The organism is Pseudoalteromonas sp. 23_GOM-1509m (assembly GCF_000518425.1).
In the GTDB taxonomy this organism is placed as follows: Bacteria; Pseudomonadota; Gammaproteobacteria; order Enterobacterales; family Alteromonadaceae; genus Pseudoalteromonas; species Pseudoalteromonas tetraodonis.
Genome location: NZ_KI912432.1, coordinates 259,954 through 277,807 on the forward strand (window position 1 = coordinate 259,954; position 17,854 = coordinate 277,807).

At 40.3% G+C, this 17,854-nt stretch carries 16 protein-coding genes; 8 read left to right on the forward strand and 8 right to left on the reverse strand.

Going from position 1 to position 17,854, the window contains the following annotated elements; all coding sequences use genetic code 11:
* Positions 1–61 precede the first annotated feature (61 nt).
* The 6 genes from trpA to N523_RS0111790 are packed head-to-tail and all read right to left on the reverse strand — an operon-like array spanning position 62 to position 6,649.
* Complete coding sequence (gene trpA, locus N523_RS0111765; protein ID WP_028835137.1) at positions 62–883, reverse strand: tryptophan synthase subunit alpha; 822 nt, start codon at positions 881–883, stop codon at positions 62–64.
* Positions 880–2,064 (reverse strand): tryptophan synthase subunit beta, encoded by a 1,185-nt coding sequence (gene trpB, locus N523_RS0111770; protein ID WP_010390233.1) that lies wholly within the window; start codon positions 2,062–2,064, stop codon positions 880–882. Before trpB ends, trpA begins: the two co-directional genes overlap by 4 nt.
* Positions 2,065–2,071: 7 nt before the next feature.
* Complete coding sequence (trpCF, locus tag N523_RS0111775; protein ID WP_028835138.1) at positions 2,072–3,436, reverse strand: bifunctional indole-3-glycerol-phosphate synthase TrpC/phosphoribosylanthranilate isomerase TrpF; 1,365 nt, start codon at positions 3,434–3,436, stop codon at positions 2,072–2,074.
* Positions 3,429–4,466, reverse strand: coding sequence for an anthranilate phosphoribosyltransferase (gene trpD, locus N523_RS0111780; protein ID WP_028835139.1), 1,038 nt, complete (start codon positions 4,464–4,466; stop codon positions 3,429–3,431). Before trpD ends, trpCF begins: the two co-directional genes overlap by 8 nt.
* Before the next feature lie 10 nt (positions 4,467–4,476).
* Positions 4,477–5,079: an aminodeoxychorismate/anthranilate synthase component II gene (locus tag N523_RS0111785; protein WP_028835140.1), complete on the reverse strand. Its 603-nt coding sequence runs from the start codon at positions 5,077–5,079 to the stop codon at positions 4,477–4,479.
* A 1-nt stretch (position 5,080) separates the two neighbouring features.
* Complete coding sequence (locus N523_RS0111790) at positions 5,081–6,649, reverse strand: anthranilate synthase component 1 (protein WP_013465080.1); 1,569 nt, start codon at positions 6,647–6,649, stop codon at positions 5,081–5,083.
* A gap of 444 nt (positions 6,650–7,093) precedes the next feature.
* Here N523_RS0111790 and rnm point away from each other — a divergent pair, with 444 nt between their 5' ends.
* The 5 genes from rnm to N523_RS0111815 all read left to right on the forward strand — a co-directional run bounded on the left by rnm (position 7,094) and on the right by N523_RS0111815 (position 10,692).
* Positions 7,094–7,948: an RNase RNM gene (gene rnm / locus N523_RS0111795; protein ID WP_013465079.1), complete on the forward strand. Its 855-nt coding sequence runs from the start codon at positions 7,094–7,096 to the stop codon at positions 7,946–7,948.
* Positions 7,945–8,565, forward strand: a complete 621-nt coding sequence (locus tag N523_RS0111800; protein WP_013465078.1) for an L-threonylcarbamoyladenylate synthase — start codon at positions 7,945–7,947, stop codon at positions 8,563–8,565. Before rnm ends, N523_RS0111800 begins: the two co-directional genes overlap by 4 nt.
* A gap of 2 nt (positions 8,566–8,567) precedes the next feature.
* Positions 8,568–9,410, forward strand: coding sequence for a segregation and condensation protein A (locus N523_RS0111805; protein WP_028835141.1), 843 nt, complete (start codon positions 8,568–8,570; stop codon positions 9,408–9,410).
* 147 nt (positions 9,411–9,557) lie between these two features.
* The gene (locus N523_RS0111810) at positions 9,558–10,109 is read left to right on the forward strand and encodes a cytochrome b (protein ID WP_028835142.1); all 552 of its coding nucleotides are present in this window, start codon (positions 9,558–9,560) and stop codon (positions 10,107–10,109) included.
* A 1-nt stretch (position 10,110) separates the two neighbouring features.
* A complete protein-coding gene (locus N523_RS0111815; protein ID WP_028835143.1) occupies positions 10,111–10,692 on the forward strand; it encodes a YceI family protein in 582 nt (193 codons plus the stop codon).
* A gap of 50 nt (positions 10,693–10,742) precedes the next feature.
* On the opposite strand, the gene N523_RS0111820 is transcribed toward N523_RS0111815, so the two are convergent.
* Positions 10,743–11,576 (reverse strand): transporter substrate-binding domain-containing protein, encoded by an 834-nt coding sequence (locus N523_RS0111820; protein ID WP_028835144.1) that lies wholly within the window; start codon positions 11,574–11,576, stop codon positions 10,743–10,745.
* 122 nt (positions 11,577–11,698) lie between these two features.
* Positions 11,699–11,866 carry a hypothetical protein gene (locus N523_RS19565; RefSeq protein WP_175610048.1) on the reverse strand — a complete coding sequence of 56 codons (168 nt, stop codon included), beginning with the start codon at positions 11,864–11,866 and terminating at the stop codon, positions 11,699–11,701.
* A gap of 413 nt (positions 11,867–12,279) precedes the next feature.
* Here N523_RS19565 and N523_RS0111830 point away from each other — a divergent pair, with 413 nt between their 5' ends.
* From N523_RS0111830 to N523_RS0111840, 3 genes are all read left to right on the forward strand, one after another.
* Positions 12,280–13,215, forward strand: coding sequence for an acetoacetate decarboxylase (locus tag N523_RS0111830; RefSeq protein ID WP_028835145.1), 936 nt, complete (start codon positions 12,280–12,282; stop codon positions 13,213–13,215).
* A gap of 20 nt (positions 13,216–13,235) precedes the next feature.
* The gene (locus N523_RS0111835; RefSeq protein WP_028835146.1) at positions 13,236–15,485 is read left to right on the forward strand and encodes an NAD(P)-binding protein; all 2,250 of its coding nucleotides are present in this window, start codon (positions 13,236–13,238) and stop codon (positions 15,483–15,485) included.
* A gap of 87 nt (positions 15,486–15,572) precedes the next feature.
* Entirely contained in the window at positions 15,573–17,843 is a 2,271-nt protein-coding gene (locus N523_RS0111840; RefSeq protein WP_028835147.1) for a TonB-dependent receptor, read from the forward strand.
* Positions 17,844–17,854: the final 11 nt, after the last annotated feature.

Genomic DNA, 17,854 nt, shown 5'->3' on the forward strand with positions numbered 1-17,854 from the left:
AAATAGAAAAGGGCATATTACATGCCCTTTTTTATTGATAATGATAAAACACAGCTTGCTATTAAAGTGCAGTAGCGGCTTTCATATCGCTTACAAATGTTTTTAGCTGCGTGGTCATTGCATCTAAATCATCTAAGTTTGCTTCAATAATTTTTACCACAGCAGAGCCCGAAATAGCCCCCGCAGCACCGGCTTTAAGTGCCGCTTTTACATCTTCAGGCGTTGAAATACCAAAGCCTAATAATGCAGGTGCACTGTGGTACTCTTGTAAGCGCGTAACCACATGGGTTGCTGGCATTTGTGCTTTGGTGTCTGTACCTGTTACCCCAGCACGAGAAAGCAAGTAGGTGTAGCCACGGCCGTATGATGCACATTCACGCAGGGTATCGTCACTGGCGTTCGGTGTAGCGATAAAAATCGGGTCGATACCATTGGCCATGGCGGCTTTTCTAAACATTTTAGACTCATGTAATGGCACATCAGCCACTAAAATAGAGTCAACACCCACAGCTTTTGCATCGGTGTAAAACTTTTCTAAGCCACGTTTAAATATTAAGTTTGAATATAATAACAAACCAATTGGAATGTCGGCGTTATATTCACGGATCTCTTTAATAATATCAAAGCAGTCTTGCGTATTAATATGCACGTTTAAGGCACGAATATTGGCTTTTTGAATGACAGGGCCATCGGCAATCGGGTCGGAAAAAGGAATACCTAATTCAAGCCCGTCAGCACCGCCATCAATTAAGCTTTTAATAATTTCAATGCTTTGTGCTTTACCTGGATCGCCAATGGTTACAAACGGTACAAAAGCACCCTGGTTTTGCTCTTTAAGCGCGGCAAACATTTGTCCATAACGGTCAGTTTTTACGTGGCTCATAGTTGACCTTCCTCTGATAATACCTTGTGTACGTGGGCTAAGTCTTTGTCGCCACGACCACTTAAATTAATAACAATGATACTGTCTTGCGTTTGCTCTTCTGCATATTCGAGGGCATAGGCTAGCGCATGACTTGATTCAAGCGCAGGAATAATCCCTTCATGTTTAGCTAATGCTTGAAAGGCATCAAGTGCTTTGGTGTCGGTAATACCGACATATTGAGCACGGCCAGTTTCGTGCAAAAAGGCATGTTGAGGGCCAACTGCGGGGTAATCTAGTCCCGCCGATACAGAGTAAGACTCTTCAATTTGGCCATCTGTATTTTGCATAATATAAGTGTAAGTACCGTGCAAAATACCTTTTGTTCCCTTACAGATGGTTGCGCCATGCTCGTGCGTGTCTAACCCTTTACCTGCAGGTTCAACGCCAATGAGTTTAACGCTTGGCTCATCAATAAAATCGGTAAACATACCAATGGCGTTAGACCCACCGCCTACACACGCAATAACCGCATCAGGCAAACGGCCTTCGGCTTTAAGTACTTGTTGTTTTGCTTCTTCACCAATAATTTTTTGATATTCACGTACAATAGTCGGGAATGGGTGAGGACCCGCTGCAGTACCTAAAAGGTAATGAGCCTCTTGATAATTGGCAGACCAATCACGCAGTGCCTCGTTAACCGCATCTTTTAATGTACCCGAGCCTGCGGTTACCGGAATAACTTCAGCGCCCATTAGCTTCATTCTAAATACATTTGGTTGTTGGCGTTCAACATCTTTTGCACCCATATAAATGCGGCATTTTAGTCCAAGTAACGCACAGGCAAGTGCCGTTGCAACGCCGTGCTGGCCGGCGCCTGTTTCAGCAATCACTTCTTTTTTACCCATACGTTTGGTAAGCAGTGCTTGGCCTAAAACTTGGTTTGTTTTGTGCGCACCACCGTGGAGTAAATCTTCACGCTTTAAGTACAGTTTTACTTTTGGGTTTTTAACTAAGTTACGCGTTAAAGTAAGCGGGGTAGGACGACCCGCATACTCGTTAAGTAATTTACTTAGCTCTGCCTGAAATTCAGGATCTTTTTGTGCTTTATTAAATTCGTTTTCTAACTGCTTAAGCGCAGGGACAAGCAGTTCGGGTACAAACATACCGCCAAACTCGCCAAAATAAGCTGGATTTTGCATTTTAACCTCAATAATTTCTGATACTTGTAAAAGCATGATGTAGTTTGTTTGCACACTTTTTACCTGGAGACTCTTCAACACCTGAATTTAAATCAAGCCCAAGAGCACCTTGAAAAAGTGCATCGCTAATATTGTCTGGGTTTAAGCCGCCAGCAAGCATAAATGGGGTCGTGGCATCGCGAAGTACCGACCAATCAAATGTTTTGCCTGTGCCGCCAGCCTGTGAATCACTGTGGGTGTCGTATAAATGGCGATCGGCTCCTGTAATAGGTTGAGGCAAAGCATCTTTGATGGCCTGTGCTTTCCATATTTCACAATGACGTGGTAGTTCATTACGTAACGATGCAATGTAATGTTCATCTTCTTGGCCATGTAATTGAACAGCAGACAGTTTTAGTTGTTTAGCGTGCTCAGCAACCTCTGCTATGGCGGCATTAACAAACACCCCAACAAATTTTAAAGGGGCACTTTGGCTGATTTCTTTGGCGCAATCTAAATCGACAAAGCGCGGTGATTTTGGATAAAAAATTAATCCGCCATAAAGGGCACCGTTGTCGTAAGCCGCAATGGCATCTTGATTACGGGTTAATCCACAAACCTTGTTTTCGCCTAGGATTACACGGCGGCACGCTTGTAATAAATCAGCCTCAGCCATTAATGAGCTGCCAATTAAGAATCCATTACATAAAGGCGCTAAACGCTTTACATCTTGATGGGTATAAATACCTGACTCTGAAATAACCACTTTATCGTTAGGAATAAGCTTACGTAGTCGCTCGGTTGTGGCTAAGTCGGTGCTTAAATCGCGTAAGTCACGATTATTAATCCCAATTATTTGTGCATTGAGTGCCAGTGCACGATGCACCTCTTCTTCGTTACTCACCTCAGTTAGTACCGACATATTTAACGAATCGGCGACTGCATGAAGCGTTTTATACTGCTCATCGTCAAGCACTGATAGCATCAGTAAAATAGCGTCACCACCATAAATACGTGCCATGTAAACTTGGTATTCATCAATAAAAAAGTCTTTACAAATAAGTGGCTGCTCTACTTGGCTGCGCACAAACTCAAGGTAATCAAAGCTACCCTGAAAGTACTTTTCGTCAGTTAATACACTCATACAAGTGGCATACTGCTTATACGCTTGGGTGATTTCTGTTAAATCAAACGGCTGACGAATTAACCCTTTAGAAGGCGATGCTTTTTTGCACTCTAAAATAAACTGCGTGCCAGGTGCTGCTAACGCTTGATAAAAGCTACGTGTGGTGGGTTTAGCTTGATGCTTAAAGCTCTCAAGTGGGCGTGCCGCTTTGCGTTCAATGAGTTCTATTTTTTTATCGGCAATAATTTTGTCTAATACATTAGCCATGACTTACCTCAATAATTGCATTTAGTGTGTCCATGGCCTTGCCTGAACGTAATAATGAGTGTGTTATTTGTGCACCTTGTTTTAACGATTGTGCTTGGCCAGTTAAGTACAGCAATGCAGCAACGTTAACAATAATAGCGGCGTTATGTGCCTCGCTACCTTTGCCCTGTAAAATGGCAAGGCTGGCGTTTGCATTGTATTGTGGGCCTTCACCGGCTAATTGTTCAAGTGAATAGTTTGCAAGGTCAAAATCACTAGGGTTGAGCGTGTATTGGGTGATTTTGCCGTTATCCAGCTCAACAACCTGTGTTGGGCCATGCAAGGCAATTTCGTCGGTGCCAGAGCCGTGAACTATCATAGCGCGTTTAGTGCCCAGAGTATGAAGAGTTTGCGCCATAGGTAGGCACAAAGATTCATCGTATACCCCGAGTAATTGAACATCTGGAGCAGCGGGATTAGCTAGCGGCCCAAGAATATTAAAAATAGTACGGGTTTTTAAAGTGGTTCGTACGTTCATCGCATGGCGTACGCCGCTGTGATAGTGCGGTGCAAATAAAAAGGTAAAATTTGTATGTTCAAGGCATTTAGCCGCTTGCGTGGGAGTCATATCAATATTGATCCCCAAGGCTTTGAGTAAATCAGCAGACCCCGAGTTACTCGATACACTGCGATTGCCATGTTTTACCATATTAACACCGGCAGCGGCTGCCACAATTGCCGCGGTTGTACTGATATTAATAGTGTTCGAACCATCGCCACCGGTACCACAGCTATCGGCAAGTTGAGTTTTATTGGTTATAAATGCCACGGCGTTTTCACGCATTGAGGCCGCGGCACCGGCGATTTCATCGCTTATTTCACCTTTCATTTTAAGGCTAATTAACAGTGCAGAGAGCTCAATATCGCTCATATTACCTTGCATTATTTGATCAAAAAGTGTTTTTGCTTGTGCATAGCTCAATGATTGCTTGGCAATAACGTGCTCAATAGCCTGTTGAACATTAAGCGAGTTTTGTAATTGTGTAGTCATAATGTTCCCTTTATTTGGCACGCGTTAAATAGGCAACGCTTTGCTGTAGCAGCATAGCGCCATTGGGCGTTAAAATAGATTCTGGGTGGAATTGATAACCCAGCGCAGTGTCTTGATGATGATAAATAGCCATTGGAATATCTTGATACTTTGCAATAACCGCTAAGTTATCAGGCACTTTTTTGGCCATTAATGAGTGATAACGCGCCACTGGCATAGTGCTGCCCATCCCGTTAAATACCGGGTGATCGTCTAACTCAATAATTGATGACTTACCATGTACGGTTTCACCAGCATGACCGATTACTCCGCCATAACTTTGTGTTAGTGCTTGTTGGCCTAAACAAATGCCCAGCATCGGGAATTTACCTTTGCACAAGCTAATTAATTCCATTAGGCAACCCGCATCACTGGGTGCCCCTGGGCCTGGCGATAAAACCAGTAATACCTGCTTATGCTCTGCCTGCATTTTGTTGAATATTACTTCAGCGCTAATGTTATTTCTGTAAACAACTAACTCAGCACCTAGCATTGTTAGTTCATCAACAAGGTTATAGCTAAATGAGTCAAAGTTATCTAAAAAGTAAATTTTAATAGGGTGTGCTTCACTCATTTTATACAGCCTCATATGTCGATTTAATTGCGGTGATCACCGCCTGTGCTTTAGCGCGAGTTTCGTTAGCCTCTGACATTGGGTCTGAATCAAATACAACCCCAGCGCCAGCTTGCACATAAGCAATATTATTTTTAACAAAGGCTGCACGAATAACAATACAGCTGTCCATTGCACCATCACCAGTTAAATAGCCAACTGCGCCGCCATAACTGCCGCGGCGTTTTCCTTCGGTTTGGCGCACAAGCTCTGCAGCTCTTACCTTTGGCGCGCCCACTAATGTGCCCATGTTCATACAGGCTTGATAAGCATGTAGGGCATCTAGTTCGGGTTTTAATTTCCCCACCACGCGCGACACTAAGTGCATTACTTGTGAGTAACGGTCTACTTTTAATAGCTCTTTGGCATGGCGCGTACCCGGCACGCTAATGCGGGCCACATCATTACGCGCTAAATCAACCAGCATTAAATGCTCTGCACGTTCTTTTTGATCGTTTCTAAGCTCAAGCTCAATACGGCTATCTAAATCAGGGTTGATTTGTCCATTAGCAAATTTGCCGCGAGGGCGTGTGCCGGCAATCGGATAAACCTCGACCTGTTGAGATTGAACTTCGTATTTAAGCGCGGACTCAGGAGATGCGCCAAATAATGAGAAATCTTCATCGCGCATATAAAACATGTACGGACTAGGGTTTTGTTTTTTTAGCTGGCTGTATGCATGTAAAGAGTCAGGGCAGGGTAGTGAGAAGGTACGAGAAGGCACCACTTGAAAAATATCGCCATCGACTATGTGTTGCTTGAGCTTAATTACTTGCTGGCAGTATTGCTCATCACTAATATCAACACTCACTGGGCAGTCGCCAGTTTGGCTTGGTGCGTTAAAGTCAGCAGCATGGTCGCATAATGTATTCAAACGCTCTAATTGTTTGCCTACTTCAAAGCAGTTTGCATGTACATCAGGGCCATTAAATACGTTACCAATTAATTCCGTTGTTTGTTTTTGATGATCAATAACAACCAGAGTTTCTGCTAAATAAAAAACATAGTCTGGACAGGTGTTTTCCCCGTCGGGTACATCGGTGAGTTGTTCAAAATTAGCCACCATGTCGTAGGCAAATACGCCGCCTAAAAACACCGAGAATGGATTGTTGGTGGTACTTTTAATGCTATTTAAACAGCTGCGTAATGCACTAAAAGCGTTATCTGCAATCAGCTTACTGGCTTGGTCAATGGTGTCATCTACTGGGTGATACTCCAGTGTTAATGTGGTATCGGATAACTGTGATGCGCAGTTTTTTACATTAGCTTGTAAATAACTGAGTAACTGCTGACCATTATTTGATTGTGCTGTTACGCTCACTTGATTGCCTTGGCAGACAATACGCAGTGCACAATCAACGAGTATTAAGCTTTTTACGCTATCTTTAGAATCTATCTCTGCAGATTCAAGTAATAGTGAGTTAGGTTTATCAAGTGCGGCATACAATGCAAGTGGGCTACTTATGTAGTCTCGTACTTGCGTTATGCTGGTCACTTCACCTGGTGTTGTTGTTATATGACTAAAAATCAAACCTCATCCCCTAAAAAAATAAAACCCCGCAATGCTAAGCAGTGCGGGGTTTGAATAACGATGTCTAAATTATAGATAGACCATTACCGTCCCGCTATGCCAGGCGCCACCACCAATGATGTGTAAGAGTATTTACGTTATTCATGTTTTTAATTCCTGTTAATCTTGTATTGCAAAATTTAGTGATAAAAAAACCCGCATGGTAGCGGGTTAGAATTTTTTGTTTAGACACGACAATTCATCACCCTTGATTTTAAGAGTGCCACCACCAAATGATGTTGTGAATTGTATTTTTCATTGTTGTTAATTCTTTAACGTCTAAAAGTGGCTACAGTAAAACGTATCAACTGCTTTTATGTCAAGTGTTTATTTAAAACAATTTAGTTAAAAAACTTGTTATACTGGGTGAAACACCGTTAAACCCTAAATTTAAGTAGTTTTCATTTGATAAAATACGACCTACATAGTCACACCACGCACTCAGACGGCCACTTAACCGTTGAGGAATTATTAGCGCGAGCAGTCGATAAAAATATTGATGTATTTGCTATTACCGATCACGATACGGTGGCTGCTATTGAACCTGCACAGGCTTTTATCAAACGTGAAAACTTGCCGCTTAGACTTATTAATGGGGTTGAAATATCAACCAAGTGGGAAAGTTTTGAAATTCATATTGTTGGACTAAATATTGATACCAACGATAGTACCTTGCATACATTACTGAGCGAGCAGCAGCAAAAACGTGAAACTCGCGCAATAGAGATTGGCCATCGACTAAATAAAAACGGATTCGATGGTATTTACCAACAAGCTCGCGAGCTGGCCGAAAATGCACAAATTACTCGCGCTCACTTTGCCAGAGCATTGATTGAGCGTGGTGTAGCTAAAAACTTTCCTGGGGTATTTAAAAAGTATTTAGGGCGAGGTAAAACCGGTTACGTGCCAAGTAATTGGTGTGATATGCAAACAGCTATTGCGGCGATTCATGCCGCAGGTGGGGTGGCCGTTTTAGCGCACCCAAGTAGCTATAAAATGTCGAACAAGTGGCTACGTAAATTGTTAGTGGAATTTAAATCAGTAGGCGGAGATGCAATGGAAGTTGCTCAGCCGCAGCAGGCGCCAAGTGAACGTCAGTTTTTAGGGCTATTGAGCCAAGAATACGAGCTACTTTGCTCACAAGGCTCTGATTTTCATTTTCCGACTAGCTATTTAGAACTTGGAAAAAATTTATACTTACCTAAAGATTGCCAAGGGGTTTGGCAAACATGGGAAAAGCACGAAGGAGTTGCATTATGAGTCAATTATTTCATATACATCCAGATAATCCACAGCCTAGATTAATTTCTCAAGCTGTTGATATTATTAAACAAGGCGGCGTAGTTGTGTATCCTACAGATTCAGGATATGCGATAGGCTGTAATTTAGGTAATAAGCAAGCTAAAGAGCGCATTGAACGTATTCGTGGCATTGAAAAACATCACAATTTTACTTTGGTATGCCGTGATTTATCTGAGCTGTCTACTTATGCGCGTGTTGATAACCAAATGTTTAGGCTTATTAAAAATAATACCCCAGGGCCTTACACATTTATTTTTAAAGGTACAAAAGAAGTGCCTAAGCGGTTATTAAACGACAAGAAAAAAACCATAGGCATACGTGTTATAGAGCACCCAATAGCGTGTGCTTTATTAGCTGAGCTGGGTGAGCCCTTAATGTCGTGCTCACTTATTTTACCGGGCGAAGAGTTTACTCAAGCTGATCCCGATGACATTTTAGAGCGCCTTGATAAACATGTGGATTTAATTATTCATGGTGGGTATTTACCTGAGCAGGCGACCACAGTGATTGATTTATCAGAAGATGATATTCAAATTCTTCGTGTTGGTTGCGGTGATACAACGCCATTTGAATAACAATGAAACAGTCTGAGACGCTATCATCAACGCCAACACCTGATATGTCAGTGCAGCAAAAGCTGCCTCTGGCATTTTTACATGGTAAAGCCGTTGTTGATAAACCCGAAGATTTATATATCCCGCCTGATGCCCTTGAAGTTATTTTAGAAACCTTTGAAGGGCCTTTGGATCTGCTGCTTTATCTAATTAAAAAGCATAAGCTAGATGTTCTTGAGTTGTCTATTTTTAGCATTACTGAGCAATATGTTAAATATGTAGAAATGATGAGCGAGTTCCAGCTAGAACTCGCGGGTGAATATTTAGTAATGGCGGCATTGCTGGCCCAAATTAAATCTAGGCTGTTACTGCCTGTTCATGAAGAGTTAGAAGAAGAAGACGATCCCCGCGCCGAGCTTATAAAACGCTTACAAGAGTACGAACAATTTAAAAAAGCGGCCGAAAATATAGACAGCCTACCTCGTGTTGGCCGCGATATCTTTATAGCGCAGGCAAGCGTGCCAGAACTAGCAGAAAAAAACCAGCCATTACCTGAACTGGCAATCAAAGATTTATTGTTAGCGCTAAGCGATGTCATGGCGCGTGCAAAAACATTCGAGCATCATTTAATTAGCGCTGAAACCCTTTCAACGCGTGAGCGCATGAGCTTGATTTTAAATACCTTATCCCAATCAAAAGCGCCTGTTGCGTTTACTCAATTATTTACCTTTGAAGAGGGACGCAGTGGGGTTGTTGTTAGTTTTATCGCCATGTTAGAACTAATAAAAGAGGGCCTGATTGCCTGCTTACAGGTTGAACCTGATAGCCAAATATACGTGTCTCTTAACGAGTCAGCTGCTAGCTAATCCCTTCTCAACGTCACTTGCAATTATATTAACCTTATACATTTTACTGTGCGTATACGCACGATGAGTGTTTGCATATGTTATTTTAATCACCACTTAATCATTATATCGTAGTGTTATTACTAAATAAGAGATTGGCAGTAGGGAATGTTTAAAAACTCAAAAACCAGCTATGGCGTGGTGGCTATATTTTTACACTGGCTAATGGCGCTGACCGTGTTTGGTCTGTTTGGTTTAGGTTTATATATGGTTGAGCTGACTTATTATGATAGTTGGTATAAAGGATCATTAGACCTACACAAAAGCATTGGCCTTAGCTTAGCAGCGGTTTTTGTTTTTAGGCTGTTATGGCGACACTTTAGTGTTAAACCAAGTCCGATTGGCAGTAACAAGCAGTTAAATCAATTAGCCCAAACAGCACATATTTTAATGTATCTGTTTTTACTGATCATTATGCTGTCAGGGTATTTAATTTCGACGGCTGATGGACGACCCATAGAAGTATTTGGCTTTTTTTATGTAAAAGCTATCGACTTTGCGTTTGATTCTCAGGCTGATATAGCCGGGCAAATCCATTTCTATAGCGCATGCTTATTAATTGGATTTGTAGTATTGCACGTGTTAGGTGCGCTAAAACATCACTTTATCGATAAAGATAAAACATTAATTAGAATGATCACATTACAAAAGGATGATTAAAATGAAAAAATTATTTTTAACTTCAGCGTTATCAGCAGCGATGTTTATGACAGCGACCACTGCGAATGCCGCAGATTATGTTATTGACACAAAAGGTGCGCATGCTTTTGTAAACTTTAAGATTAAACATTTAGGCTATAGCTGGCTGCATGGGCGTTTTAATACCTTTGATGGCAAATTTAACTACGATGCTAAAAATCCAAATGCGTCTCAAATTAGTGTAAATATTGATACGGCAAGCCTAGATTCAAATCACGCAGAACGTGATAAACACTTACGTGGTAGTGACTTTTTAAACGTAAGCAAATACCCACAGGCAAGCTTTAAGAGTACAGCGATTAAGTTTGACGAAGACGGTGAAGAAGCCACAGTAACCGGTGACTTTACTCTACACGGTGTTACGAAGACAATTACCTTTGAAATAGATAAAATTGGTGAAGGTCAAGATCCATGGGGTGGTTACCGTGTTGGTTTTGAAGGAGAAACTAGCTTAAAACTGGCCGACTACGGTATTGACTATAACTTAGGCCCAGCATCTACCCATGTTGATATTGGTTTATTTATTGAAGGTATTCGCCAGTAAGACTATTTTAAAAAAGCTAAGCGCTAATTAGTAACACGCTTAGCTTTTTATTATTGTAAATGTGCTCCTAATTTGGGTTTTAAATGACTTGGTAACCACCGAGTTAATATCTGTTTATAGTCTTCAGTCTGCTTAATCAGTTTGAGTTGTTGATTAAGCGTAGCAATATCTTCTGCACCTTGCTCGTTTTTAGTACAGCCAATGTAACCGTAACTTATTTCTGGTGCTTCAGTGAGCATCCGCTGGGTTAAATTATCAGTAAAGCCCATTGTTTTTGCTAAATAATAATGTTCACTTGGGTAACCTAATAAAATATCAATTCTTTTAAGGTTAAGCATATATGTTAACGTACTGAGGGTATCGCGAGTTGGTCGAATGACCAGATTTATTCCGGGTGTGGTGTTGATTATTTTATCAATTTCACTGCCATAGGAGCGATTCATAGATACACCTAAGGTAAGCTTTTTATTAACTAATAAATTGGTTAATGACACTGGTTTAGCATCTTCAATCTCTAGCGCACTACTTAGCTTGGTATGCATGGCAATTGATGGCGAAAGCCCTGCTGTAGAGCTTTGATGTGTGAAATAAACACGCTCTTCGCGGTATTTATTCTTATAGAGCGACAAAGCACAGGCATTAGACTGCAGGTTTGCGAGTTCCTGAATCACTTTACCTGAGGGGATGATCACTCTTTCAAAGGTAATATGCGGCAGCTGCTGTTCTAAAAGCGAAATAATACTTTCGTCACGACCTTGGGATTTGTTCGGCCCGCTTATAATGTAGTAGGGCGCAAAATCATGTGTTAACCATTTTATTGTTCTGGCATTACACTTTGTGCTTAAAAATACACAGACTAACAGTATTAACCACGAAAACCGCATTGGCACTACAACGAATAAATAAACAAGGATTTAAGTGTAGTCAATAATACACCAAAAAGTAAAATGCCAGCTTCACGCTGGCATTTAGATTTATTTATAAGTGTTTAACTTATCAATAATAATTAGCTGGCTTTGAGCCACTTTACAAATTGACGTGCATCACTTGCTTTTTGAAACAATGCATTTTTCAAACCTTGTGTATCGCTAAAGATTACACGATGTTTGTTAACCGAAATTGATTGCACTGGATGTGCTATTTGGATCATAGATCCGTTATATTGGTATGACATAATAAAACTCACTTTATTTTTGTTATTTATTCTGGGCTTTTTCTTAAAGCACATTACAGATGATAAATAATCTAATTGTGTTTAGCTTCATTACAGTGTTGACGATCTTTATGACACTTTTACGATGATATTAAAAATAAATCATCAAGGTATTAATAGGGGTTCTCGCCGTACAATAACTTAGCTTTTGAATATACGTTTTGCGGGGCTTACTGGATCAGGGTAAAGAGGTTAACCGCTAGGGCTTTTTATAGCCAAGCAGCGATATTACTTCACAACATTTTACTTTGCAAGCAATTTATTAAAATACTTTGAATCGAGTGGAATTCACATATAGCCATAAATATTAATTCGCAAAGGTCAACAGACCCTAATATATCTGACTATACTCAGTTTTTAACTGAGGGGGTCAAATGAGCTCACTATCTACGCCATATCAACATTTTTTATCTAATCCAATAGCAAAGCCGCCTTGTCGTATGCACAATGCGAATATGTATGGTTTTTTTGCTGAGATAGAATTAGCTAAATCACAAAGATATATTGATTCAACGCTAAACGTAGGCGTTAAAGGGGATATTCGTTTTAAAATACTTGGCGAGTTTGCACTTATCACATTTACAGATATTGAAAAAATAGCCTCAATGACACCGCCTTTCGATCAGCATGGTTGGATGCAAGAAACAGATATTATCATCTGGTTGCCTGTCGCTAAAGTTGAAGATGAGGATATAACCTACCTATATTGGTATCCTGCATTTATCTGCGTTAATAACATTTATGCACTCATAAATGGTCGCGAAACGTGGGGCTATAATAAATATTTATGTGATTACATTATGCCCGAGTGTGTAACTGAGCTTTCGAATTTTTCACTATCTTTAGAATGTTTTGATCATTTTTCGCCTGAATCAAAGCTGCAAATGCATGAGTTATTTACAATTACAATAAACTCTCAGGGGCACGAAAATGACTTTTTCTCTGTCCTAGATGATTTTGCCGAGCAAGTAGCAAATTTGTTTTCTCGTAAACATTTAGGCATTGATTTGTCATTATTAAAGCAGCTATTGAGTGGGTTTGTTAATCCACAAATGGATCAAATATTGTTTAAGCAATTTCCCGATGGCAGTAGTGATTCAGCGGTATACCAAAGCGTAATGCACTCACCCTCTATGATTAAAAAAATACATCGCTTTAAATTTCTGAAACCTGAGTTTACGTTACATCTTAATAAATTAGATAGTTTCCCCCTTGCCGATATGTTTGGTCTGAAGTTAGGTAGTCAAGCGCTGCATTTACCATTTTATGTTCAAATGGATTTTGACCAGTTAGCCGCAACTAAGATTTAAATTACTTAGAAGGATTTACCATGAACCAAGAAAAAATTGTGATAATTGGTGGCGGTGTATCGGCTATGACTGCTGCACTGTATTTAACCGAGCAGCGTGATTGGCAACAGCATCGAACTATTACTGTATACCAACAAGGTTGGCGTTTAGGTGGTAAAGGCGCAAGTGGCCGTAATGCGGCTCGTGGGCAGCGTATTGAAGAGCATGGCTTGCATGTATGGTTTGGTGCTTATGTAAATAGCTTTAAAACAATAGAAACGGTTTACACTAAGTTACAACGCCCAGTCGATTCACCTTTATCTACATGGCAGCAAGCATTAAAGCCGCATAGTTTTATAGCACTAGAAGAATATATTAATGATCAATGGCAAACATGGCCAATAGATTTCCCCTTATTACCTGGAAATCCTGCGGAGGGTAGTTTGGATATTACGCCATGGGACTTTATTAAAATGACCCTAGCTTGGCTAAAAAAGTGGATACTGGATTTACAATTAGCCGCAACAAAAGCCAATAAAAATATAAATTTGAGCACAAAAAAATCTCGTGATCAGTCTTTATTACGCCATTTACATCAACAAATAGCGGACTTGGTTGATGATACAGAGGAAACTTGGCAACACTTTGCTGATGATATAAAACAATACTCGAGTGAAATAGCCTCTACTCCCAGCTTATTAATAAGTAAATTAAATCAGTTTGCTCACGCTGACAATACATTAAAACCCCAAGTACAAGAGAAAAAAGATGGCCTTGTTATTTGGTATATAGTTAGAAAACTAAAGCGTTGGCTAAATAGCGAAATGATTGAGTTATTAGACAATAATGCGCAGCTTAGACGATTATATATTTGTGCAGACCTTGCTATTGCAATGTTGGTTGGCCTGGTCAAAGACAAAGTATATCGAGATGGGTTTGGGGTCATAAACAAATTTGATTTTAGACAGTGGCTGATAAGAAATGGGGCAAATGAGCAGTACAGTGCTAACTCTGCGCCAATACGGGGATTTTATGATTTAGTATTTGCTTACGCTGATGGAGACATCAGTAAGCCTAATGTTGAAGCCGGTGTTGCATCACTAGCTATGTTACGTATTGCGCTGTGTTATCGCGGTGGCGTCATGTGGAAAATGCAAGCGGGGATGGGCGATGTCATTTTTGCTCCACTGTATGAGCTACTAAAAAAAAGAGGGGTTAAGTTTGAGTATTTCCATCAATTGCAAAACCTGGAACCCAGCCTAAATGAGCAGGGTGAACGTTTTGTTGAGGTAATTAAGTTACAGCAACAAGTTACTTTGAAATCAGGCGCTGAATATCAACCACTTGTTGATGTGAAAAAACTACCTTGTTGGCCAAGTGAGCCGCTTTATGCGCAAATTAATAGTGAACAAGCTGCACTATTAAAACAGCATAATATTAACTTAGAATCTTTTTGGTCTAACTGGCCTGCTCAGTATGAAAACCATTTTGGGCAGCCCCTACCAATAAAAGAATTACGCTACAAAGATGACTTTGACAGGATTATTCTTGGCGTATCTGTTGCCTCACTTGAACATGTATGTCCTTCTTTACTTGCATTGGATACAAATTTTGCAGCTCAAGCAAAGCAAGTTAAAACGGTGGCAACGCAGGCAGCCCAATTGTGGCTTAGTAAGACTGACGAGCAATTAGGTTGGCAATATAGGCCACCTAGCAAAGAAGGCCCCATTCTCAGTAGCTTTAGCGAACCATTTGATACATGGGCGGCGATGATGAATTTAATCGACAAAGAGCAATGGCCTATCGATTGTCCTCCTAAAAACATTGCTTACTTTTGCAGTGTTTTTCCTTGTGACTATTACCCGCCACAAAGTGAACATCAATTTGTTTTTCAAGCAAAATCGCAAGTAAAAGCTAATCTTAAAGGTATGCTAGAAAATAACATACAGGCTATTTGGCCATTAGCGTATCAAAATAATCAATTTGACTGGTCTGTTTTGCATGGCTCTCAGTTATCAGGGGATGAACGATTAAATGCTCAATACTGGCGAGTAAATGTGGATCCCAGTGAGCGCTATGTTTTGTCAGTTGCGGGCTCAAGTCAATATCGTCTGGCAACTGATGAAACACAATTTACCAATCTTTTTATTACCGGTGACTGGATAAAAACAGGCGTTAATGCCGGTTGTGTTGAAGCGGCTGTCATGGCTGGTATGCAAACAGCAAGAGCAATGGTGGGTTACCCACAACACATTAGTGGCGAAGATGCATTTGCAGCCCTCAAACATTAAAATATTATTCATATAACCGTATTATCGATTGATTAGTATATAATTAAACATGCTGTTTACATTTGTCTAGCGTAAAGGTCACAAGAAATGAAAAATAAAGGCAAGCTTCTCAATAAGAAAATAGGGTTGATATGCTTACCAGGCTTTTTACTGCCACTGCAGGCGAAAGTACTTGTAGATGATGAAAGTGCGAATGCGCGTAATATGGAAATCATAGAAGTTTATGCGAAAAAAAGAGCGCAAAAAATTGAAGAAGTTGGCATTTCTGTAAGCACCATTAAAGGTAATGATCTTCAAGTACAACACGTTAAAGATTCGACAGAGTTGTCTGTATTTGCTCCTAATCTAAAAATTAGTCAAAACGCAGCGGAAGGCACACCGCCAGCGGTTAACATTCGTGGTGTAGGGCTAGTTGATTACAATACGGCGAATACATCCCCTGTGGCGATGTATGTTGATGACATTGCTGTTGGCTCTGCAAGTAACCAAATTGTTAATTTATTTGATATTGAACAAATTGATATTTTGCGTGGTCCTCAAGGCACTTTATTTGGTCGCAACTCTACAGGGGGCGCTATTTTAATCCGCTCTAAACGCCCTGAGTTTGAACAAAGTGGTTATTTAAGCACTGGCATTGCTAATAACAATGCGACCAGTGTTGATGCTATGTTTAATTCAGCAATTAGTGAAAACACTGCCGTTCGTATAGCGCTTAATCATCAAGATTATGATTATTCCACTAACAATATTTTTGCCGACTCACCGAAAGCTGGCATGCGACAAACGAATGGCCGAGTTTCCTTTTTAGCTGATTTTGACACGGTACAGCTATTGATAAAAGGGCATATTGCCGATTGGGATGGCATAGTACAGCCGGTTGGCAGTATTGGAATTGTTGCTAATCCACTAACAGGAGAGCGATGCTCGCCAGCACAAGCGGGTTCAACCAGCTGTTTTGATAATTTTGGCTTTAATGATGCCAGTGATGATTTTTATACAGTCAGCGTAAATAATAATTCGCCTCATAAAACAGATGGTAAGGGCATTAGCGCCCATGCTAATTGGCAATTAGACACAGACAATGAGCTTGTTTTTTTAAGCAGTTATAACAAATTAAAACGGGACCATGCTTTTAATTGTGATGGCTCTCCCGCACAGTTATGTGAGGGCAACTTAGGGTTAAATACTGATTTGGTGACGCAAGAATTGCGATTGCAATCTCAGTTGGGTGAGCATTTTTTAACGACGGGAATATATTATGCTGATGAGTCTATTGTTCAAGATAATGTAAATGATATTTTACGGGACTATCGGGGAATTTTAGCGACAGATTTAACCGCTACTTTTTTTTATAATAATAAAATAAACACAAAGAGTATGGCTGCGTTTACGCAATTCGATTATCAATTAAACCAAGATTGGTTGATCACTGCAGGGCTTCGTTACTCTTATGAATCGTTAGACTACGACTCAGTATCTCAGCTTAACGTTGTTATAGATGCTGACGATTTAACAGGGGTTAAGGTTCCATTTTATCGTGTTCAAGGAGAGCAGTCAGATAATGGCATTTCTGGGCAGTTAGGAGTGAACTTTAAAGTCGATGATTCAACTTACGCCTATTATCGTTTTGCTAATGGCGCCAAAAGCGGAGGCTATAACGGTGGCTTTTTATCATCGGTTGAACAGGCCCAACTCGCTGACTATCAAAAAGAGCGGTTAAACTCACATGAAATCGGATCAAAGTCCTGGTGGCCACAGAAGGGTATTCGATTTAACTGGGCTGCATTTTATTATGATTATAATGATCAACAAGTCTTTATGAATCAGCCTTCAACATCTGAGCAGAGCCCGCCAATTCAATTATTAGAAAATGTGGCTGACTCCATTATTTACGGCTTAGAAGCTGATCTTGAGTATTGGCTGACCGATAATTTGAATGTTAAGTTTGCTATGGGTTATATACCTCATGCAGAGTTTGAAGAATATGTTGATCCACTAGGGAATGCGTTAACTGATAATCGTTTGCCGTTTACCTCAAAATGGAATCTCAGTGCGGGTATTGAATACACTTTTGAGGTGGCTAATCACCCGCTAACTACTCAATTATTAGTTGATTATCAATCCGATTACTATTTTGATCAGAATCAAAACCCCTATGCGATGCAAGACAGCTATAGTATTTTTAACGCCAATATACACTATCAACACGATAACTGGGGGGTTGCCATTTGGGGTAAAAACCTGTTTGGTACTCAATACAGTCACTTAAAATTTGATTTAAGTTCTTTTCTTGGCATGCTTGAAGATTTTAAGGGTGAAGGCCGGCGTTTTGGCTTGGATATTAGTTATCAGTTTTAATTTAAGGTGCA